Raw genomic sequence first — 21,731 nt, 5'->3', positions numbered from 1 at the left:
CTAGGCTTTACGGACTCCGAAAATATCAAAAGCAAGTCACGCAAGCGGTACAAGATAAAACCCCGGAACCAGACGATGAAGTTGACACCAAACAGTGTCTTGAGGCTCAGGGTGTTTCCATCTAAAGAGCTTCACAGGGTTTGGAAGACTTGGCTTAATGCATATAGATGGATTTACAACTGGTCGATCGCTGCTATCAAAAACGGCTATCAAGGTAGTACTTATGACCTACAAAAACTGGCTAGAAAATCTCATAGACCAGAGTGGGTAAAAACCCTACCAGGGCACCAATTACAAGAAGCTGTTGCCGATGGGATCGATGCGGTTAAACAAGCCAATGTCAATGGAGGTTTTGCAAAATTTAAATCCTGTCGGCAGATCACTCAAGTAATCAAATTCAAAGTTGGAGACTTCAAAAAAGGTTCTTGGTATCCCACCAAAGTAAAAGGTCTGTCCTTTCGTTCACCTCAAGGTTTTCCCGATGAATGCATCTACGGTACTCAATTGGTTTGGATCAAAGGTAAATGGTACGGAATTTTTCCAAAATACATTGAGCCTACTCCAACCAGAAAGGATAAAGTAATAGCTTTAGATCCAGGTGTTAGGACATTTCTTACTGGTTTTGACGGGAAAAATTACCTAGAAATAGGCTCTGGGGATATTGGCAGGATTCAAAGACTCTGTCAGCAACTAGATCGGTTGATGAGTCGTATTGACTTAAGCTCTGCAAAAAGACAGAGACGTTCGCGAAGCGTGCGCCAAAGCGCAGCAATGAAAAATGCTGCTCATCGTTTACGCCAAAAGATTCAAAATCTAATCAAAGACTGCCATAACAAGTCAGCTTATTTCCTTGTCAATAATTACAAGCTGATCTTTTTACCAACGTTTGAGACATCTGTGATGGTAGTAAAGTCAGCTAGGAAATTAAACAAGAAAACAGCTCGTAACATGCTCACTTGGAGTCACTATAAGTTTCGCCAGCACTTAACTCAAATGGCAGCTCGTCATGATGTTTTGGTTGTCTTAGTTAACGAATCTTACACCAGTAAAACTTGCCCAGAATGTGGTCAAATTCACGAAAAATTAGGCGGCAGTAAAAAATTCCAATGCCCAAAATGTGGCTTCTCTTTACCACGGGATTGGAATGGCGCACGGAACATAATGATCCGCGCTTTGTCGGCAACAACCACCAGGTTTTTACCTGGTGCTATACAGGTCATTCCTGCTGATGAGCAGGTTTAGACAGGTTAAATGTTGCACCAGACTGCAAACAACCTGACCTTAGCTCCGTTGCGTTTCACAGCTTATTTGCTATCGTATCGGTTGCTGTAACTGGGGTTTTAGGGGCTCAGTCGTATTAATTACAATTCCCAAACTATCGCGCTTAAGTTGTTGGACTGGCTTCCCCACGGATACATCTTTTGGCCAAAGTAAGCAACGACTTCCAGGGGGTAGGGAGTTAAGACTAACAGGATTTTGAGTCAGCCAGATCAAAGGTAGGTAAGGGGGTAGGTAGAGTTGCTCTTCAGCTTTCCCATCAACTCCGGCTTGGGTGGCAGCAAGGGCTTCTAACACTACTGAGTTACCGTGCAATAACCCTGTTATCGGTGTCCAGAATTTCACATTTGGCTGAGTCCGACAAGCATAGGAGTACATAGAAGCAGCAGCAATAACTGCTTGTTCAAAGTCTTCCGGATGCCATTGACTGGAGCTATCGAGGCAGATGATAATTTCTTGAGAACCAGTCAATACTTCTAACTCCCGTACCAGTAATTCACCGTAACGAGCACTGGTGCGCCAATGAATCAGACGGGTAGGGTCACCAACTCGGTAAGGTCGTAGTGCTTTGGTAAGGTCTTGGCTAAGTGATTGAGATTTGCGATCGCTTTGGACTTGCATACTGTCCTCTTTACCAATTTCATCCACTAGGGGACAGCGAGTAAGGGGAAGTACAGTGGGATAAACTACTGCCCTAGCACTGGCATATCGACGGCGACGGCACCAAAATAATCCCAAGGGTGTGGCAGTTCTCAATTGTACCTGGTGCCACCGATAGACTCCTCGTTTGGCGGTGGGATGGTAATAAACCCAGCGATGGACACTTTGGGCTGGAATGCTAGCTACTGGTGTTTTGGTCATTGCTCCGAGTTCTGGTGGGAGCATATCCTGAACTTCTAATAGGGTTTGAGGCCGGAGGGTGGGGTTTTCGATTTCTAGTTCAATGGTTAACTGGTCTCCCACACTGACCGGTGAGATTGGACGTCGGCGTACTGATAGATGGTTAAGCGATCGCATTGGCAAGATAGCGGCAATTACCAGTAGGGCAAAAATAATCGCACTGATCACATAGAGCCATCCTGCCATGGTATTGGTGGCAGCGCCAAAGAAACAAATGGCAATTCCTGCTAAAAGAAAACCTCCATAGGCGGGATTAACCCAGTTGGTTTCTAACCATTCGGTGGTTTGTTTGATAACGCTCATGACTTTTTACAGTTATTCAACCCTCAACTTGTTCTCGTACCTGTTCTACACTCAAGCTAAGGGCTTCTGCTACCTGTTCCACTGTTAGTCCCATCTTCAGGAAACGGGGCACAGCCTCGAAGATTGCCTGTTCAGCTTTTTGAGCTCGTCCACGTTCTACTTCCGCCCGCTCATTACCAATCAGCAATAGATTACCTTGGTTATCCCACCACCTTAACCAGAGTTGGTTTTGATTTTGATAGGTTCCCTGCCACAGTCCCAATTCGATTCCTAATGGTTCAATGGGATAATGACCTCGCTGGTTGGGCTTCATTTTGTGATAGAAACCTTTAAGGAATTCATAGACCTCCAAGTTACCAGTTTTGATTTCATAAATACCGTAATAGGCAATGCGTATAATCTGCTCATAAACCCAAAATTTTCCTGGTTTAGTTACTTTTCCTTCCTCACTTCGGGATAGAGGAGTTTGGTCTCGTTCTTCTTCCCCGTTCCCACTGGCAAATTCAAGAGCAATTAAAGGAGCGATATATTCTCGCCATATAACGTAGGAACGGCGAATTTCACCATCTAACTTAGGGGGAACATTGGGAACATAAAACCAGTCAGGAGCTTCTGCTCCTTTTTCGGGTGGGTCAGTTTCTCGCCAATAAATACCACAGTCTTGCCCAATGGCATAGTGTCCATCAGGATGGATTTGCTGTAAAACTGGTCCAATCGAATCTGTCAGTAATATGCTTTGGGGGTGTTCCTGAAAATTCTTCACAAAACTTCCATCTGATTCTGGTAGTTGGGTGTGATCTGGGAAAGGAGGAGGTAAAACAACCGGGTCAATACTTTGAGTCATGGTTTCTTGATCGGCTTCTACTGGTGGTATAGATTTATTTTGGCAGAATTTTTCATGAGTCAGGAATTAATAAAATTTCCAATTATCTCCCTTACAAGCATTAACTAAAGCATTCAGTCTAGGGCGTTGAGCACTTGATAATAACTCCCTTACAGACAGCTACAAAATTTTGCGCCCAGTCAAAAGTCCCCGCACTTCCAACATGGCAGAATAAGTAGGCAAAATATGAAGGGTTTCATGATCTGGAGTTTGTTCCAAAGCGGTAGTGATCGCGTCTGATAAATCTTCTTTAATAATCAATTGGCAATTAGTCTGGTCTTGATTCTGGTCTTGATTCTGGCTGTATTGTAGACGGATTGCCATATCATAAACGCGATCCCCACTGACTACTACAGTTCCCCCTGAGTTCACTAATTTCTCTGTATCCACATCCCAAATCCAAGACACATCTGTGCCATCGGGGGTCCGGTCATTGAGTACCACTAGCTTAGTGGATGCTCCACCTTGTTTTTGCAAGTCATTTACAGCCCGAATCGTTTCATTCATCCCTACTGGATTTTTGGATAACAGAATCCGAACCCGCTTCCCATCCACAACTAATTCTTCTGCTCGTCCAAAGGCAGCGCGGAAGGTTTTAATACTGTTGTAGATGGTATCCCGCTCAATTCCCATCTCTATGGCTAGTAATCCCGCTGCCAATGTATTGTATTTGTTATAGATACCAATTAATATTTGTGGCCACTGGCTACTATTGACTCCGAGTTGAGGTTTACTAAAGCCACATTGAGGACAGTGATAGTCTCCTAGATGGGACAGATAAACCCCCTCATAGTCCAGGGGATGTCCACAACTGGGGCAGTAAATTGAGTCAACGGCATGGGGAATTTCATCAAGATAGGCATCTGGCTCACTTAACCCAAAGAAAAGAACTCTCTGGAGTAACTGTTGACCGAGGTAAGAAAGGGTAGGGTCATCGCCGTTTAAAACCACAACGGTTTCCTGAGGTAACGGAGCGATCGCATTTTGCCAGCGACGGCTAATGGTATCCACTTCGCCATAACGATCGAGCTGGTCACGAAACAGGTTTAAGCCCAAAATAAACTTAGGCTGACAATCAAGCAATACTAAGGGCAGCACATTTTCATCCACTTCCAAAAGGGCGTAGTCAGCATCCAACTGACCAATGCCATTGGTATGAACTAGGAGTGCGGTCACTAAGCCATTAATCAAATTTGCCCCAGTACTATTGTGAGCAACTTGCCAACCAAGGTCTTCCAGGATAGTGCATAGAAGTAGAGAGGTGGTAGTTTTACCGTTAGTACCAACAATTAGAATCACACCTCGTCTGACCTGATCTAAGAGTAACGGCAGGACTTGAGGCTGGAGACGACGGGCAATTGCTCCAGGCAGAACACTTGCTGCCCCTAGGTTTAATAACCGAACCAGAGCGGTGACGGTTTTGGCAATGCCTACGGATAACCCTAATCGTAATCTATCGATAATTGATCTAGTCACGGGATGAAAGCTACAAGTTGTTCGTGAATTAAACAGTTGGAACAAAAGATGAACCGATCAGAATCGAAACTTCCGATCAAAGCTAAAAACCTACCATTGATTAAGAGGTGCGACCCGTGGCGAATTTAATTCGCCAACGGAAAGCGCACCTAAGAGGATAATTAGAGAAGATTTGACGCGCACCAGAGCGCAAGTCCTTCACTTTGTCCTTCATGCAATAGTGCTGCATCGTTCATCTTTGATACTTAATAGGCAATGCTACCAGTTCAAGAAGCAGAGTCAATCATTCTCAATTTGGTTCAACCCTTTGACCCACGGCTGGAAACACAGGTGGTAGAACTATCCGCTGCTACTAATAGAATTCTGGCAGCAACACTGACCAGTAACTTAGATTTTCCGCACTGGGATAATTCAGCCATGGATGGGTATGCCGTGCGTTATAGCGATGTCCAATGCTGCAATCGCGAACAACCAGTAGTTTTAACTATTGTCGAAGAAATCCCTGCTGGATATCAACCCCAATGTGAAGTCAAACCCGGACAAGCGTCACGGATTTTTACTGGAGGTTGTATGCCAAAAGGAGCTGATACGGTGGTGATCCAAGAAAACACCAAGCTCCAGGACAACCAAGTGGTGATTTTGGAGGCTCCCCAACCCCAAGCCTTTGTCCGTCATCGGGGATCTTTTTACCAAGCCCAAACCAGTCTTATGAAACCAGGAATTAGGCTTGGTGCTCCAGAAATTGCCGTCTTAGCTGCAGCTCAGTGTAACCAATTGACAGTGTATCGGCGTCCTCGGGTGGCAATTTTTTCCACTGGCAACGAGCTAGTAACCCCTGACCAACCCCTAAAACCTGGTCAAATTGTGGATTCTAATCAGTATGCCTTGGCTACCTTTGTCTCGCTATTGGGGGGAGTACCCATACCTATGGGGATTGTGCGCGATCAGCCAGACGCTCTAAAAAATGCGATCGCAAACGCTATCTCCGAAGCAGATATGGTTCTATCTACTGGCGGTGTATCAGTGGGAGATTATGACTATGTAGACCAAATCTTAGCCCAGCTCGGGGCAGAGATTCACATCCACTCTGTTGCCGTTAAACCCGGTAAACCCCTAACAGTTGCTACCTTTACCTCCCCCTTGCCTAATTCCCCAGAAGACAGTGACCTTTCTAGTACTCCTTCGTGTTCAAAACGTCCAGTACTTTACTTTGGTCTACCTGGGAATCCCGTTTCAGCACTAGTCAGTTGTTGGCGGTTTGTTAAACCAGCACTGTTAAAACTATCTGGTTTACCTGAGGAAGTATCCAAACCAGTTTTTGTCAAAGCGATCGCATCTAATGACTTACATGCCGGTGGACGCCGGGAAACTTACCTGTGGGGACAACTGTGTTTAGATGCAGCTGGTAACCACGAATTTCATCTGGCCAGTGGTAGTCATAGTTCTGGTAATTTGATTAATCTTGCTCATACCAATGGTCTAGCGCTGGTGCCAATCGGTAAAACCTTGATTCGGGCTGGTGAATCAGTATTAGTCTTACAGGTAGGGGAAGGTTTGGCTAGGGCAAAAGCTAATATCAAATCCGGTTGAATAACCATACTTCCTGGTGAAGCGAGCAGGGGAGGAGGGGAACAGGGAGAGAAAGATTTTGTCTAGATATCGTAAATGTGGGCAATTATCCGGATTTGATATAACCAGAAACTGGGTTTTAAGGGTCTTGGTGGATAAGTTCTGTTGGCTAACGGTTTAACCCCAAGCTGGCCACACCCGGTCAACCGGTCACCCACCCCATCACCCTATACCCATAGCAAAGCCGGATTTTTGGTTTGTAAGTCTTAAAATAGATAGAGTAGTCTTGGAAACCAGGTTACTGGTCAGTAGCGCCTATCGATACTATCTACGGTAATCTTCAAGGTCTTAAGCCTAGCCAGATCAAGCAACTCAAACGGTTGTATCACCAACGCTTACCTAGCGATAATTTGACTACACCGGAGTTTGCTCAACGTGTTGCAGCCATTAGCACAGATATTCAACAGCCCCTATGCACCTACATCAATCGCCGGGGACAAGTGATTCGTGTGGCTGTAGGTACCCCTACTCAGACCAAAATTCCTCCCCTGGAATTGCCCCGTTACGGTGCTGAACGATTGTGCGGGATTCGCTGTATTGCCACTCAGCTCAAATCAGAAACCCCTAGAGAATCTACCCTCACGGCTATGGCAATTCAGCGATTGGATGCATTGGTGGTAATTACGATTACTGGATCAGGTATGATAAGGCGGGGTGGTGGAGCAACAGGTTATATCAAAGAAACCTATCTTGCACATTTACTCCCTCCTAGTAACTCAGAAGGAAAAAATAAGGTAGACTCTCAACTCTTCAATTGGAGTGTATCATCACCCATGAGCCTGGATATTCTGACCAACCAGGATTTCCAGGAATTGGTCGAAGAGCTAGAAGCTGAGTTTCGACGGCAATTTGTGGCTCAGCAAGTTGATGTTGACCAAGATAGGGTGCTGATTATAGGATTAATGACTGAAAAAATCAGCCCAGAGCGATTTGAAGATGGCTTAGCAGAAATTGGGCGGTTGGTGGAAACCGCTGGTGGAAAAGTATTAGGGGTAATCCAGCAAAAGCGTACGCATCCTCATCCCCAAACAGTAGTTGGTAGCGGTAAGGTCGAAGAAATTGCCCTGACTACCCAAACCCTAGCCGCTAATCTGGTAGTATTTGACCGCGACCTATCACCAGCGCAAGCTCGCAACCTAGAATCCCAAATTGGTGTTCGGGTTGTAGACCGTACTGAAGTGATTCTCGATATTTTCGCCCAACGAGCTCAATCCCGTGCTGGTAAATTGCAGGTGGAACTGGCACAACTAGAATATATGTTGCCTCGCCTTACTGGTCGGGGTCAGGCGATGTCCCGGTTAGGGGGTGGCATTGGTACTCGTGGTCCGGGTGAAACCAAACTGGAAACCGAACGCCGTTCCATTCAGCGTCGAATTACCCGACTTCAACAAGAAGTAAACCAATTACAGGCTCATCGGTCAAGGTTAAGGCAGCGCCGTCAGCAACAGGACGTTCCGACAGTGGCGGTCGTTGGTTATACAAATGCCGGTAAATCTACCCTGTTGAATACCCTAACCAATGCTGAAGTTTATACCGCTGACCAGTTATTTGCTACCCTTGACCCCACCACCCGACGCTTACCTATTGTTGACTCAGTAACGGGTAAATCTAGCGCTATGCTATTGATCGATACGGTAGGGTTTATTCACGAGTTACCCCCACCCTTAGTAGATTCATTTCGGGCTACCCTCGAAGAAGTAACAGAAGCAGATGCTTTGCTGCATTTAGTGGATTTATCCCATTCAGCGTGGGCTAGTCACATTCGTTCTGTAATGGCCATTCTCAGGGATATGCCCATTACACCAGGACCGATTTTAGTGGCATTTAATAAAATTGATCAAGTAGACAGTGATACCCTAGCGTTAGCGAAAGAAGAATTTCCTCAAGGAGTGTTTATTTCTGCTAGTAAACGTCTTGGACTGGAGACATTGCGTCAGAAACTAGTTGAGTTAGTTCACTATGCGATCGCAACTCAATAAACTGACTCAGGGTCATGAAAAATTCACCAAAATCGGAAGTTAGCTACTTTTAAACAAGTAGTATTATTGCCGTTTTCTTTCTTGCTAAGAGTGGATTTTTCCAACGTCTCTCACTACTTCTAGAGGACTACCACTATGGTACAAAGACTTAATAAACTGGATTAGCTTCATAAAAAATTCACATCTTTAAGCTAATAGATAGGGATAATTTAATTGTTAAAATCAAAACCAACTTCAAAATTTGATGCTTCGTTCTGGGGACGCCGATATCCTAAATTTCCTTGAACAAATCCAGTTGGCTCGCAACGTCCCGATTGGCTTAAGGTGCTATCGTCTGCGAACTATGTGCATGCATTTTGGGCGCTGGTTAAACTTAGAGCCAGAAGCAATGCGTCAGCTAGTTTTTTTGTGCTATTGCCACGGTTTAGGGAAAATTAGCATTCCCGATCAGATCCTGTTCAAAACAGGGCGGCTTACAGAAAAGGAGTGGACAAAAGTTAAGGAGTATCCTGAAGTTTCAGAACTGATTTGTAACCAGCATCCGCTCCTGAAGGAGTTTGCATTCTTAGTGCGTACCCACCAAGAGAGGCTGAATGGCACTGGTTATCCGGATGGGTTGCGTGGTGAGAAAATTCCTTACATTGTTCAGGTCTTTCAGCTGGTGAATGCGGCAGATGCTATCATCAGCAAGCGGCTATATCGTAACCGTAGTGACCCCCCAGGCATTCGCCCCTACTGGAAACAGGCGGTAGCAGAAATTACCAAAGAAATAAACCTTGGGGCAAGAGATCCAGAACTCTGTGAAAAGTTTTTCCGCTTTCTTGAACTATACTATCGAGGCGGTGGTTGAAGGTTAAATGTCAAAGGTGTAAACTTTAAAAAGTAAAGTTTAAGGTGTAAAGTTTAATAAAATAGTTGACTATAGCAATCCTAAATCATTTGTAAAATATGCAAAATCGTAAATCTTTACTGGGCAAAGGTTATAGCGATAGCTTCGGGCAATATATTTCACGAATCATATAGGATTGCTATAGTTGGTTTCACCTTTTTCTTTCTTAAGCTATTGCCAACGGGTCTTACAATTACGAAGCATCTCATCAATACCTGCTTCAATGGTTATAGAAATCCGCTGTCAATATAAATTCAGAAAAGGAACATTTCTCAAAACTTTATTCTTCATCCTTCATCTTTCATCCTTAATCCTACCCTACAAGGGACGCCTAGGGCGAACATCCTTCATCCTGAGACAGTTTCAACTGCTGCAAGTGATACACCCTAGGAGTATCAGTAAGGTTATATTGTAGAGGGGTGATGGTAATGTAGTTGTCGCGAATTGCCTGAACATCAGTAGGGATATCTTGAGGTAAGTGAATATGATCGGGTTGTTCAACATCCTCAATAACTTCACCAGCTAACCAGTAATAGATTTTGCCACGAGGATCAACTCGTTTCTCAAAATTCTCGATATAACGACGAACCCCTTGACGGGTGATGGCAATCCCAGCTATTTCTGAGAGCTTCACAGGTGGCACGTTGACATTGAGTAATGTTGTTTTTGGTAAAGGTTGCTCTGACAGCTGATTTAGGAGAGTTTTTGCAAATGAAGCCGCTACTTGAAACTCCTTTGAGGTGTAGGTGGCTAGACTGAAGGCAATGCTGGGAATCCCTCCGATTAACCCTTCCATAGCGGCTGAGACAGTGCCAGAGTAGAGCACATCAGTACCCAGGTTAGAGCCGTGGTTAATCCCAGAAAGCACTAAATCTGGTGCGCTATCCATTAATGCCCACAAAGCCAGCTTTACACAATCTGAAGGGGTTCCAGAACAAGACCAAGCAGTAACCTTGGGATGAAAGATGTGATCTATAACTTCAGCACGGATCGGGTCATGGAGGGTTAAACCGTGACCAGTTGCTGATCGCTCTCGGTCAGGACATACTACGGTAACATTATGCCCCGCTTCAGCGAGGGTGTTGGCAAGGGTACGTACACCAAGGGCAAAGATACCATCATCGTTGCTGATGAGCAATTTCATGAGATAGGATACTGCAGCCAAAGATAAAAGTCGCTGTTCGATTTTAATCTGAAATTGATATACTCTAAGACCGTTTACCCCACTCAGCCGACAATTTTTTCAGTAAAATGAAACAGTCCTGCATAAATGACAGGGGTTTCCGGTTCTTCTCTTAATAACCTAAAATTACTGATGACAAGCCTCAACGAGATTGAGACCCAACTAGCTACACTCAAAGAAGAAGCAACCATTGCGATCGCTTCTGCTGATACCTTGGAACAATTGGAACAGTTGCGCATTAATTACCTAGGCAAGAAAGGGCAACTGTCTCAGATATTGCGGGGAATGGGTAAGTTAGCACCAGCAGACCGACCTCAGATTGGTGCGATCGCAAATGTTGTCAAAGAAACCCTCCAGCAGAACCTAGAGCAGAGGCTCCAAGACCTGAAAGCAGCTGAAATTCAGGCAAAATTGCGTTCAGAAACCCTGGATGTGACTATGCCAGGGGTATATCGTCCCCAAGGTCGAATTCACCCCCTCAATAGCACCATTGATCGGGCCTTAGATATTTTTGTTGGTTTAGGCTACACCATTGCTACTGGCCCAGAGATGGAGACAGATTACTATAACTTTGAGTCCCTTAATACTCCCCCTGACCATCCGGCTCGGGATATGCAAGATACCTTCTACTTGCCGGATGGGAATTTGCTGCGTACCCATACCTCTTCGGTACAGATTCGCTACATGGAAAACCATGAGCCACCGATTCGGATTGTGGCACCGGGTCGAGTTTATCGACGGGATACCGTAGATGCTACCCACTCGGCAGTGTTCCATCAGATAGAACTGTTGGCAGTGGATGAAGGGATAACCTTTACCGACCTCAAAGGAACCCTTAAGGAATTTTTGGAAGCAATGTTTGGGGAAGAGTTAGAAGTACGTTTCCGTGCCAGTTATTTTCCTTTCACTGAACCTTCCGCAGAGGTGGATGTGCAGTGGAAGGGAAAATGGTTAGAAGTGATGGGTTGCGGTATGGTTGACCCCAATGTACTCAAGGCTGTAGGCTATGACCCTGAAATTTATACAGGTTTCGCTGCTGGTTTTGGAGTAGAACGTTTTGCCATGGTATTGCACCAGATTGATGATATTCGTCGCTTGTATAACAGTGATTTGCGCTTTTTGAAGCAGTTTTAGTATTGAATAGCGTTACTGATCCATCCAACGAAACTACCATTAATCAAAAAAAAATCACAAGGTAAACCAGAATCATCCAAAGGATAAGTTGACGATATAGCGTTGCTTATCCTTCTGATATCGCCAGGAAACTGATTCTGGGTCTTTATCCTGACTCCACTGCTTAAAATCAGGTTTGTCTCTTAATTCTTGGAGTTTTGCTGGTGCCACTCCTAATCGTTTAGCTAAGTCTTCTTCACTTAGTCCTTGGAGAAATTCGCTAAGTGAATTTAATTCTGGTGAGTTCATTCCCAAAAATTAGAGGATATCTGAAAATTCAAAAATAATTGTCTAGGCACACTAAAACAGCAAAAAAGATCTAGTTACCTGTTTGCCTGTTACCTGTTAACTGTTTTTAACCAAAACCCCTGGTTCTTTCTGAATCGGTAAAGCGTCTAATACATCAGTTTGAGCGCAATACTTTAAATCTTCATGACCATTGAGCCGCAGCAGGCGTTTTCCGTGACTAGCGTGATAGAACATCTCTAGTAATTTATCTTGCCACTGGGAGTAAAGTGCGATCGCACCAATTACTTCATCATTACCAGCCATGTCATCTACTGAGTCTCCGGTTTCTTCCATAAGTCTTTGACTAATTGCCCCAGCACAAACCGTGTCTTCTAGGGAGTAGGCTCCTTCCCAACCTGACCCCACTAGCCAAATAGTATCTGGTTTGTGGGTCAGTAAATACTCCACTGCTGCCACACGATTCACTAAGGCGGCGGCTAGGACTACCGGGGAATTTTGGACACGCTGTAAGGCACGGGTACCGTTGGTGGTACTGATGAATAGTCGCCTTCCCTCTACTCGCTCAGGTGTGCAAATCAAGGGCGAGTTACCCATATCACAGCCCTCTACCATTTTGCCACCCCTTTCCCCAGCTCTTAGCCGTTTGTCAGTGGGCCATTGTTCGCTGATTTGCATTAACTGGTCGATATCACTGAACACTTGCACGGCTTCAGCACCAGCATTTAAAGCTGTAGCCATAGTAGTCGTGGCTCGCAGGACATCAATTGCGATCGCACAGTCTGGTAAGGTGTCTGTGGGAGTTTCTTCCGGGGTGTGGTAGATAGATAGCTTCACGGCTTGGATATAGTTGGTTTTTGGACTGCTGAGATTTTCGTTGACATAACCAGCCTAATTAATCTTGGAGATTAAACTAGCCAGCCTAATGGCAGCCCAATTTATCGGGCACGACAGCCACAGATTATAGTATATTGGTTAGTCGGTTAAATCAAGGTCACCATACCAGAGTCTTTGAATGTAACAACTACGATGCATGGTACCTCTGGCACCCCCAATCTCAAGGCGACCCGCAGGAGCCCAGTCTTGCTGATCGCCTCTGCCATTAATGATCGGATGGATAAAGTCTTCTCGATCATGCTCTCGGCGGAGTGAGTTCCTCGGTTTCTAAGGGGTGTTTGAGATTAGGTGGCATGGGCTCATTCAGTGCTCGGTAAATCCCCGACAAATGTTCCCGGAACAGCTGGTCAAAGACGGCATCTTGGTTGGAGGAATGACCCTCACCAAACCACCAAAACCAGTCAGAACCTTCTGCTGCATACAAAGCTTCCCAAACTTCTGGATTATTTTCTTCCGTGGCTTCTGGATGCTTGGCTAAGGTTTGTCGTGCTGCACTTAGTAAGTCCCAAGCTCGATTCTTGACTGGGTCACCAATCCAAGTGGTGAAGCTACCATCTATCCAGGAACCACTATGTAGTTGACTTACCGGAATAGTTTCTGTAGGGGAAAATTGTTCAATAAACTCAGAAACCGTTACGAGTTTGATATGAGGATGATCACTCAGAGTTTGATAGAGGGATTTGAGGAAGGGTAAACCATCTTCGGAATAGTTTTCCCAGCAATTCTCTCCATCTAAAGCAATCGTGACTAGCCAAGGCTGTTCTAAACCGCTGCAAGCCTCAGATTGCTGGGGTTTCGAGGTGTCAGGGTTACACTCTGCGATCGCAAGGGAAGCGCGAATCCCCTCTAAATGTCCTACCAAATCAGCCGTTGCCTTAGTCGGCGACATTGACCCATAGGTAAAGCCAATCAAATCTGATAAGCGGTGGTCTCGAAACACAATCGCTAGGTCTTTGTGTTCTGTTTCTAGACGATAAGGGCGGTAAAGTAACTCTGGTTCGGTAACATTCCCCCTCTTATCCCGATGGAAATGGTGGTTGATACTGCAAGCCAATACTAATTCATCAGAGCACATCCAATTAAACCCAGCTTCGGCAATGTAAGGTAAAATTTCAGGACTGACTGACTGTTCGGAAGGCCATAGCCCACGTGGAGCTCGTCCAAATTTTTCTGTATACATCTGCCAAGCCTTCTGGAGGTGTCGGGGAATATCCTCCTCCCACTGAAATCGCTGTTGGGGTAGACTCATCTCAGGAACAGCTACATGACCAGAATTCGTATCCACTAACAACGGTAGAATAGGGTGAGTATAGGGACTTGTAGTTATTTCCAGTTGACCAGCATCTTGCATTTTCCGGTGCTGGGGGATGATGCGGCTGAGGATTTCGCGTTGCTTGGAGTAAATGCGCTGTCGGTCTGACAAAGTGAAGTTTCGCCCCTGCTCCAACCATCTAGCAATATCGGGATCATCCCAAAACAACGGATCAATCCACGCTAGGTTATGCCATGCTAGTAGATCGCTGTAATCCTCTAATGTCCAATTGTTTAGGCACCACTCTTTCCCTTGATCTTGGCGGCTCTCATACAGTTCCCGATAGCGGGGATGGGGGTCAATCAGGGTGTAGTGATTGGCATCAAAGAAATGTTCGATAATAAATTGCTTCTGGTGTTGAGTCAGTTGTTCAGTGGAGGTTAGCGCTAGGGTCAGATAAGGATCGAAAGCAGTACCATCAATGTAATCTTCTAGTTGCAAAATTAGAGTTGGTACTAGATTCACCGTTTGATGCAACTTAGGGTAGCTCTCTAGGAGCAGCACCAAATCTAGGTAATCTTTCGTGCCATGTAGGCGTACCCAAGGTAGATGATATTGGCCTGATGCCACCGAGGCACCCTTGTGGGATTTATAAATCGGTTGGTGCTGATGCCAGATAAAGGCAACGTATAGAGGATGAGACATGGTGCGATCGCTATCCTAAACCTTAACCATGATATCGGTCATCAGTCATCAGTCCTTAGTCATTAGTCATTTCTCACAGAAAGCTACCATTAACATAGTTATCATGAAATTACAATGTAGTTGAGGTTTATTATGTCAGAAACAATGGCACTCACTCCAGAAAATGTTGAAACAGTCCTGGATGAGATGCGTCCTTACCTGATCGCTGACGGTGGTAATGTGGAGCTAGTTGAGTTAGATGGTCCGACTGTTAAATTAAGACTCCAGGGAGCCTGCGGGTCTTGCCCTAGCTCTACCATGACCCTGAGAATGGGGATTGAGCGCCGCTTAAGGGAATTTATCCCTGAAATCGCTGAAGTCGAGCAAGTAATATAAGCTCAATACTCAGTTAATTAGTGCGGAGTGCTGAGTTTTTAGGCGGTTATACTTGCTCTGATATCGATTGGAAACAGTAGGGGCACGATCAGATCGTGTCCCTAAAAAATATCTGTCTTTCAAACCATTGCTAACCGCTATAAAATTTACATTGTATTTGTTAAAATAATCTCTTATGGAAAGGCTTACATGGAAAATAAAAGAGAAAAGATATAATAAACTATATAGGGATTTTGGGCAATTTAAAATAACTGTAACTGTTTTTGACAATTCATTGTCAAATCTTATGGGATGTCTTACTAACAACTAAGAAATAAAGTAATCAAATAACTAATGGCTTAATTAATAAAAAAATAATTCATCCCAGAGAAGAGATTGAAAGCCTTTTACCAGTACTCAGCAATTCTGTGAAGGTTGGAGCCGATAATGGAGGACTGAAGCAATAACCCTGAATTTCATCACACTTATGACCACACAGGAAAGCCAGTTGGCTAGCTGTCTCGACCCCTTCCGCCACCACCTTCAAGTCGAGACTGTGAGCCATTTGCAAAATCGCAGTAGTAATGGCTTCGTTTTTTACATCCTCTGTAAGTTGGCAAACGAAAGAACGGTCAATTTTTAACACATCAAAGGGAAATAGTCTCAGATAGCTCAGAGAAGAGTAACCGGTTCCAAAATCATCAATGGAGATCTGAATACCACGGGACTTTAACTGTTTTAAGGTAGCGATCGCATGGTCTGGATTCTCCATGAGGGTACTTTCGGTTAATTCCAATTGCAAATATCTCGGGTCAAGTTCGGTTTCTTCAAGAATTGCTACGATGGAGTCACTGAGATTGGGTTGATTAAACTGATGTCCCGATAAATTTACAGCGATTTGTACTGGGGACAAGCCTTGAGTTTGCCAGAGTTTGGCTTGGGTACAGGCTTTTCGGAGTACCCACTCTCCTAGAGGCACAATCAAACCAGTTTTCTCAGCTAGGGGAATGAATTTAGTTGGAGAGATTGCTCCCAATTCTGGATGATGCCAACGGATTAAGGCTTCTGCTCCCTCGATTTCTCCAGTTCTCAGATTTACTTTGGGCTGATAGTGAACTTGAAGTTCATCCTTTTGCAATGCTTGGCGCAATTGTAATTCTAGCCATAGGGCTTGTTGGGATTTGTCACCAATCGAGGCAATATAAAATTCGTAAGCCTTCTGTCCTTTTTGTCCAGCATTTTGTCTGGCTCGGTTGGCATGGGTGATCAGGGTATTTAGATCAAGGGCATCCCTACCAAAGCAGGCAATGCCGATTTTAGGGGTCAGGACAATCTCATATTCTCCTATAGTAAAGGGTAAGGATAAAGCATCGATCAGTGTTTCCGCCATCAGCCCTATCTCTGTCTGGTTAATTGTAGTAGCTAGCAAGATCACAAATTGATCTATCCCTAAGTTAGCCACTGTATCCAAAGGTCCAACCCTACCAAGAAGTCGTTTGGCCACTGCCTGAAGTAACAAATCACCACTAACAGGGCCTAGGGTATTGTTGATCTGATTAAGTTGGTCAAAACTTAAAGACAGCACTGGCATACGACGATAACGTCCCTGTCGTTGTATCAGTAGTTGATTAAATCGCTCTTCTAGCAAAAGTCGGTTCGGTAAGTTAGTAACCTGGTCATAACGGAGTAGATAGTCCAGTTGAGCTTGCACTTTTTTCAGTTCAAGATGATGGCACTTGGTTTGATAAAGTCGTTTTTGTAGTCGAGTAGCGATCGCATCTAGCAATTCCTGGCGCTTAACAGGCTTGATCAGATAATCATCAGCTCCTAACCTCATGCCCATACGCCAATCTGACCAGTCAGCTTTGGAGCTGAGGAAAATAAAGGGAATCGCAGCAGTTACGGGATGTTGCTGTAGAGTCTTTAAAACACCATAACCATCTAGCTTAGGGATGATGATATCACAAATAATTAAATCTGGCTGCTGGTTTTGAGCAAGCTTGACTCCACTGCTACCGTTGTCACTACTAATCGTTTCAAACCCTTCTGCTTTGAGCAGGGTAAGGAGCTTCTTCCGAATTATTGGCTCGTCTTCAATTACTAGAATCTTATTCATACTGGTTTGGACTTAAATCAGGTGTAGTGGACATAAAAGGTGACCTTGAACAGGGTTTTGCGAAGGAACAGCGTAAAGATAGAACGAGGTATTTCAAGACTGCAAGGGATCGCCCACAGTCCGATCACAGTAGCGAAAGCAGGTTTCTTTGGTGTAGCTGCGTTTCGGTACAGGTGTCGGCTACTAACTCAGTAGTATTGGGAGGTATGTTACCTAGACTTGGTATTAGTAATGAGGTAAGTAGATACTTCATCATTGTTTTCTGTTGGTAGTTATTTGGAACTATTAACTGAGTATATTAGTATCTTAATTTACTATAAATTTTTCTTTATAGAAATAAAAAAATATGCTTATCTTTGATAATTAAGGGGTAATATAGGGGCGGCTTTGTATAAGAATTAACAATTGTAATGATATTCACCAAAAATTCACATTATTTTTTGAGTCTTATTAAAGAATAATTAATGAATAACTATCGCTAGCATAGGGGTTATTCGATATTTAAAAAAGAGTCAACTTTATCACTACCTTGTGTCAATAAACATTTGTACACAATGGGTTAAAGCACGTGTAAGTATTTTAAAGTTTTTAAAGGATTTTACTTAAATTCGATTATGATTAATTAGCGATTAATCAGCCGTCAAGATTTATGAGCTATCCATCCGGTAGTTTTATCAAAACTTATTTTTGGGATAATTGGACTGTAATTCAGCATAATTTTGCTGAATTTGGTAGATAAAGAAGATGATAATCATTAAAAGGGCACATTTAAATTGATAGCTTTTCATGTAGAGGCTGATTAATAGGCATTAGCAGTAAGCAGGGATCCACCCTGATTGCCCCGCAACCAAGCTCGAAGGGCGGTTAACCCTTAACCCTCAGTCAAGCCTCAACATCACCCTGTAACTTTTGCTGTGCCAATTAGATGGTTAACAACTTACTAAGCTTACCAAGCGGGTTTATAAACGATTTGTAAACACCCAGAAGGCCAAAAGTTATTGTAGTGCTGGTCTATTGTCCGTCTGATCGTTCACAACCTATTTATTTTGGCTATATAATTATTGAATTTTAAGTAATTTTTATTCCAATAACTCATAGAGTTAATCATTATAATTTTCCTCACACCTAAACCACGATATCAGTTATTAATTAATCTATTGTTACCTCAGGAGAGGATTAGCGCATCAACCGTATGACTAAATAAGTATGGGCATAATCACTTAATTTAACTTAGATAGGTTATAGTTATTTTACTTACGCCCTTCGATATAGCTAACATCACCCACATTGACCCTGAATTCATACCTATAAGTCATCTATCTACTGCTGTAACCCCCTTGTTATCGCTAGTTATAGCAATGACTCCAGTACTATAACCTGCTAATAGAAAAAAAAAGCAACTGCAGTCAATATTTAGTACTTATGGCTGATAGTTTACGAGCTATTACGTATTTTTACATATGCATTTCAGGATGACTACCCTAGAAAATCCGTTAAATCTCGAATGCCGAAAGTAGTATAGGTGAGTTTTCCTAGATATTGAAGGCTAGCCTAGCTGAAAAACAAGCTACTAGCTAACAACCAGGGTCAGTATCATCCTAGACCCAGGGACTATTTATATATCTTTGTGTTCTCAATTTAGGAAAAATTCTCCATGGCTCAACGAAAGTCAACGAAGCTTCGTCGTAGATACTTACGACCATTAGTCAGTGCTTCCCTCATTCTCGGTAGTTTGTTTCAGCTAGCAGTACCTGTATTTGCGGATGGAACTGATGCTGGTGTACAGATTATTAACCAGTCGGAAGCTACCTATGAAGACCCCAACAATCCAGGGGTTACCATCGACGCGACCTCAAACACCGTAATCGTTGAGGTCGCTGAAGTTGCTGGTTTGTTGGTTACACCTGATGGTGTTAATGACGAAAACCTCGGTAGTATTGCTACTGGTGATATTCTGGAATTTGACTTCCAGATTACCAACATTGGTAACGAAGAAACCAATATTGCTATTCCTGGTATTGATAACATTACCACCATTGGTTTAGATCCTGCGACTATAACAGTCACAGCTGACTTGAATGGGGATGGCGATTTCGAGACAACTATTCCACCAACTGGTTTCAATACACAAACTGCAATACCAGCTACAATACCCGGTCCCATTCCTGCTGATGAAAGTATTAAAGTAAGGGTTACAGGTACAGTTATTGAAGATGAAGCAGGACTTCCGATTAATGTCCAGTTAGGTGATACCGGAGCTAACGACAACAGTCCTGCTACTCAAAACCAGCCGGATGCTGATGATGGTCCCAATGATAACGAAGTTCGTACCGTAGATGCTGATCCTACCGAAGCTCCAGTCAATGGTGAGCGTGAGGCTGCTGCGTTCCAAGAGGTCTTACTCGCTACAGAGATTAAGGAACTAGCCACCATCACTGTTCTCAAGCGAATCATACCTGAGAGTAATATTGCACTAGTTAATAACAATGGCTCGCCTGATGATGCTAGCGATGATAAAATTACTTATCGCTTAGACTTCCGGGTTGAATCCTCTAACCCAGCGATTAATTTCCAAGCTGCGGATCTCGAAGGAACTGCTATTACCCTTGATGGTGCGCCAGTCCAGCGGGTCTTGGTTTCTGATGTCATTCCCGAAAATACAGAATTTGATGATGAGGTAACGCCTACTGCGCCAGATGGCTGGACAGTGGTCTACTCTACTGATGACCCAGCGGTGACTGGTCGTGACGCCCTGAGCGTAGACTGGTCTATTACTCCGCCAGCTGCTAATTTGATTAAGCGTATTGGTTTCATTGCTGAAGGTCCTATTACTGCAGGAACCTCCACTGAAGGTGATACCGATGGCTTCAGCTTTGGTGTAATCACCAGTGGGTTGCCCGTTGCTGGTGGTGAAGTTGCTAACATTGCTCAGGCATTTGGTGAAACTGTCGGTGACCCAACGGATGAAGTGGTCTACGATGAATCCGGTGACCAAAATCCCAACAACTACAATGATGATGGTACACCACCGGATGAGACTGGTACCGACTTCAACCCAGCTACAGACCTTGGTATTGCCAATCCCAGTGCTGATGGTGTTGATGAAGACAATGACAACACAGGTGAAGGGCCTAAGGGTGAAGACACTGTAGTTACCATTACTGCAGACATTGAGACTACCAGTCAAATCCTGAATGGTCCAGAGAATCGACCCAACGCCATTGGTCCAACCAATGACAATGATGACTTCACTAACCAGTCCACAACTATTCCAGCTGGAACAGCTCAGGGTATCGACATTGACCCAGGTGCGGTGACCTTCGACAATACCGTTGAGAACCCCAATGCTACTAATTTAGATAACGTAACCTTGTTGCCAATTGCGCCTTCAGTCGGTAATGCGGCGACTAATGACCCTCAAGTTAATCCTCAATTCACCACTCCAGTAGACTTTGGACCAGATAACCAGATTCCTGATAACACTACGGTCACGATCAGGTACGAGCCAGAGACAGGTGATGTTCAGGAAGCAACCTATACCTACACTGCAGCTGGCGGTTTTACCACTACGGATCCAGCGGTTAATGTTGGTACTCTCACACCAGGTCAGCAATTGGATTACGAGGTAATTGTTGACTTACCTGAGACAGCTCAAGTTCAGGGTTACGGGATTCCGATTGTTGCTTTTGTGGACAACAACCCGAACGGAGACTTTGATGTCACTCAAGAAACCGTCTTCAACATCACTATTGACCGTCCCTACACTGGTTATATGCAGATGCTGAAAGAAGCTCGGATTCTGGATACTGATGGTGTAACAGTGATTCAGGACTTCACGGGCGGAGATCCCACAGGTGATCAGGAAGGTACCCTCACAGAAGGGGCTAAGCCTGGTCAGTTTATCGAGTACCGAATTACCTACACCAATATCTCTGAACCACTAGTGGGTGCTGGTAACGTAGTTTTGGATGCTAACAACTTCACCATTACTGAGGATGGCACTGCAGCTCCTAACAACTGGGTTACTGTAACCACTCACGAGCAGGGAACTGAGCCATCTCAGGGTGATGTGGAGTACTTCAACAATACCTTATCCTTTGGAAATAGTGACCCAGCTAGCGGTGAAGAAGTGACTAGGTATGTCAATGAAGTTGGTACTGTTGCTCCTGGCGACAATGGATCCTTTGTCTTCCGTCGTAAGGTTGACTAATCCTTGATGGTCTGAAGTAGGAAGTATAGCGTTTGTATTTAGGTTGTAAACACACCTATTGCCGAAAAAGGCAAGCTAGCAATAGGCAAGCTAGCAATAGGAACCCACCCCTAACCCCTCCCAGGAGGGGAAAGAGATACGGAGTTTGATTGGACAATAAAAAAAGACGATACAGGTTTACATCTCAAATACAAACGCTATATGACGTAGAAAGTATGAAGTATGAAGTAGGAATTATGACATGATACGTGTAACTCC

Annotated in this window: 15 protein-coding genes; 7 read left to right on the top strand and 8 right to left on the bottom strand. The window is 44.2% G+C overall.

The genetic code is table 11. From position 1 onward, the window contains the following. Positions 1 to 111: 111 nt before the first annotated feature. Positions 112 to 1,242: an RNA-guided endonuclease InsQ/TnpB family protein gene (locus tag AC4II3_RS07910; protein ID WP_488007414.1), complete on the top strand. Its 1,131-nt coding sequence runs from the start codon at positions 112 to 114 to the stop codon at positions 1,240 to 1,242. Positions 1,243 to 1,311: 69 nt separating this feature from the next. Here AC4II3_RS07910 and AC4II3_RS07905 read toward each other — a convergent pair whose 3' ends face one another. The 3 genes from AC4II3_RS07905 to AC4II3_RS07895 all read right to left on the bottom strand — a co-directional run bounded on the left by AC4II3_RS07905 (position 1,312) and on the right by AC4II3_RS07895 (position 4,840). After that, entirely contained in the window at positions 1,312 to 2,481 is a 1,170-nt protein-coding gene (locus AC4II3_RS07905) for a DUF58 domain-containing protein (RefSeq protein ID WP_488007416.1), read from the bottom strand. Between the two features lie 16 nt (positions 2,482 to 2,497). After that, a complete protein-coding gene (locus tag AC4II3_RS07900; protein ID WP_488007418.1) occupies positions 2,498 to 3,325 on the bottom strand; it encodes a Uma2 family endonuclease in 828 nt (275 codons plus the stop codon). Positions 3,326 to 3,484: 159 nt separating this feature from the next. Then, positions 3,485 to 4,840 (bottom strand): MurT ligase domain-containing protein, encoded by a 1,356-nt coding sequence (locus AC4II3_RS07895; RefSeq protein WP_488007420.1) that lies wholly within the window; start codon positions 4,838 to 4,840, stop codon positions 3,485 to 3,487. Positions 4,841 to 5,095: 255 nt separating this feature from the next. Between AC4II3_RS07895 and AC4II3_RS07890 the strand changes: the two genes are divergently transcribed. The 3 genes from AC4II3_RS07890 (at position 5,096) to AC4II3_RS07880 (ending at position 9,298) form a co-directional block, all read left to right on the top strand. Continuing rightward, a complete protein-coding gene (locus AC4II3_RS07890) occupies positions 5,096 to 6,430 on the top strand; it encodes a molybdopterin molybdotransferase MoeA (RefSeq protein ID WP_488007422.1) in 1,335 nt (444 codons plus the stop codon). 296 nt (positions 6,431 to 6,726) lie between these two features. Further along, positions 6,727 to 8,448: a GTPase HflX gene (hflX, locus tag AC4II3_RS07885; RefSeq protein WP_488007452.1), complete on the top strand. Its 1,722-nt coding sequence runs from the start codon at positions 6,727 to 6,729 to the stop codon at positions 8,446 to 8,448. Positions 8,449 to 8,692: 244 nt separating this feature from the next. Beyond that, positions 8,693 to 9,298, top strand: a complete 606-nt coding sequence (locus tag AC4II3_RS07880; protein WP_488007424.1) for an HD-GYP domain-containing protein — start codon at positions 8,693 to 8,695, stop codon at positions 9,296 to 9,298. Positions 9,299 to 9,668: 370 nt separating this feature from the next. On the opposite strand, the gene surE is transcribed toward AC4II3_RS07880, so the two are convergent. Then, complete coding sequence (gene surE / locus AC4II3_RS07875) at positions 9,669 to 10,481, bottom strand: 5'/3'-nucleotidase SurE (protein WP_488007426.1); 813 nt, start codon at positions 10,479 to 10,481, stop codon at positions 9,669 to 9,671. 171 nt (positions 10,482 to 10,652) lie between these two features. On the opposite strand from surE, the gene pheS reads away from it, so the two are divergent. Continuing rightward, positions 10,653 to 11,654, top strand: a complete 1,002-nt coding sequence (gene pheS / locus AC4II3_RS07870; RefSeq protein ID WP_488007428.1) for a phenylalanine--tRNA ligase subunit alpha — start codon at positions 10,653 to 10,655, stop codon at positions 11,652 to 11,654. Positions 11,655 to 11,726: 72 nt separating this feature from the next. On the opposite strand, the gene AC4II3_RS07865 is transcribed toward pheS, so the two are convergent. The 3 genes from AC4II3_RS07865 to AC4II3_RS07855 all read right to left on the bottom strand — a co-directional run bounded on the left by AC4II3_RS07865 (position 11,727) and on the right by AC4II3_RS07855 (position 14,793). Further along, a complete protein-coding gene (locus AC4II3_RS07865) occupies positions 11,727 to 11,942 on the bottom strand; it encodes a hypothetical protein (RefSeq protein ID WP_488007430.1) in 216 nt (71 codons plus the stop codon). A gap of 96 nt (positions 11,943 to 12,038) precedes the next feature. Then, positions 12,039 to 12,776, bottom strand: coding sequence for a 2-phosphosulfolactate phosphatase family protein (locus AC4II3_RS07860; RefSeq protein ID WP_488007432.1), 738 nt, complete (start codon positions 12,774 to 12,776; stop codon positions 12,039 to 12,041). Between the two features lie 295 nt (positions 12,777 to 13,071). Next, entirely contained in the window at positions 13,072 to 14,793 is a 1,722-nt protein-coding gene (locus AC4II3_RS07855) for a glycoside hydrolase family 57 protein (RefSeq protein WP_488007434.1), read from the bottom strand. Between the two features lie 132 nt (positions 14,794 to 14,925). On the opposite strand from AC4II3_RS07855, the gene AC4II3_RS07850 reads away from it, so the two are divergent. After that, positions 14,926 to 15,168: a NifU family protein gene (locus AC4II3_RS07850; protein WP_070395210.1), complete on the top strand. Its 243-nt coding sequence runs from the start codon at positions 14,926 to 14,928 to the stop codon at positions 15,166 to 15,168. A 358-nt stretch (positions 15,169 to 15,526) separates the two neighbouring features. Here AC4II3_RS07850 and AC4II3_RS07845 read toward each other — a convergent pair whose 3' ends face one another. Then, a complete protein-coding gene (locus AC4II3_RS07845; RefSeq protein ID WP_488007436.1) occupies positions 15,527 to 17,263 on the bottom strand; it encodes a two-component system response regulator in 1,737 nt (578 codons plus the stop codon). Positions 17,264 to 18,917: 1,654 nt separating this feature from the next. Here AC4II3_RS07845 and AC4II3_RS07840 point away from each other — a divergent pair. Then, a complete protein-coding gene (locus AC4II3_RS07840) occupies positions 18,918 to 21,473 on the top strand; it encodes a DUF7925 domain-containing protein (protein WP_488007438.1) in 2,556 nt (851 codons plus the stop codon). Positions 21,474 to 21,731 lie beyond the last annotated feature (258 nt).

It is taken from the genome of Moorena sp. (assembly GCF_982860115.1).
This window is presented reverse-complemented; position numbering and strand designations above follow the sequence as displayed.

Excerpts from the sequence above, each read along its gene's own strand:
- AC4II3_RS07855 (WP_488007434.1), bottom strand. The coding sequence starts at position 14,793 with ATGTCTCATCCTCTATACGTTGCCTTTATCTGGCATCAGCACCAACCG.
- AC4II3_RS07905 (WP_488007416.1), bottom strand. The coding sequence starts at position 2,481 with ATGAGCGTTATCAAACAAACCACCGAATGGTTAGAAACCAACTGGGTT.
- surE (WP_488007426.1), bottom strand. The coding sequence starts at position 10,481 with ATGAAATTGCTCATCAGCAACGATGATGGTATCTTTGCCCTTGGTGTA.
- pheS (WP_488007428.1), top strand. The coding sequence starts at position 10,653 with ATGACAAGCCTCAACGAGATTGAGACCCAACTAGCTACACTCAAAGAA.
- AC4II3_RS07865 (WP_488007430.1), bottom strand. The coding sequence starts at position 11,942 with ATGAACTCACCAGAATTAAATTCACTTAGCGAATTTCTCCAAGGACTA.
- AC4II3_RS07890 (WP_488007422.1), top strand. The coding sequence starts at position 5,096 with ATGCTACCAGTTCAAGAAGCAGAGTCAATCATTCTCAATTTGGTTCAA.
- AC4II3_RS07850 (WP_070395210.1), top strand. The coding sequence starts at position 14,926 with ATGTCAGAAACAATGGCACTCACTCCAGAAAATGTTGAAACAGTCCTG.
- AC4II3_RS07880 (WP_488007424.1), top strand. The coding sequence starts at position 8,693 with ATGCTTCGTTCTGGGGACGCCGATATCCTAAATTTCCTTGAACAAATC.
- AC4II3_RS07840 (WP_488007438.1), top strand. The coding sequence starts at position 18,918 with ATGGCTCAACGAAAGTCAACGAAGCTTCGTCGTAGATACTTACGACCA.
- AC4II3_RS07900 (WP_488007418.1), bottom strand. The coding sequence starts at position 3,325 with ATGACTCAAAGTATTGACCCGGTTGTTTTACCTCCTCCTTTCCCAGAT.
- AC4II3_RS07845 (WP_488007436.1), bottom strand. The coding sequence starts at position 17,263 with ATGAATAAGATTCTAGTAATTGAAGACGAGCCAATAATTCGGAAGAAG.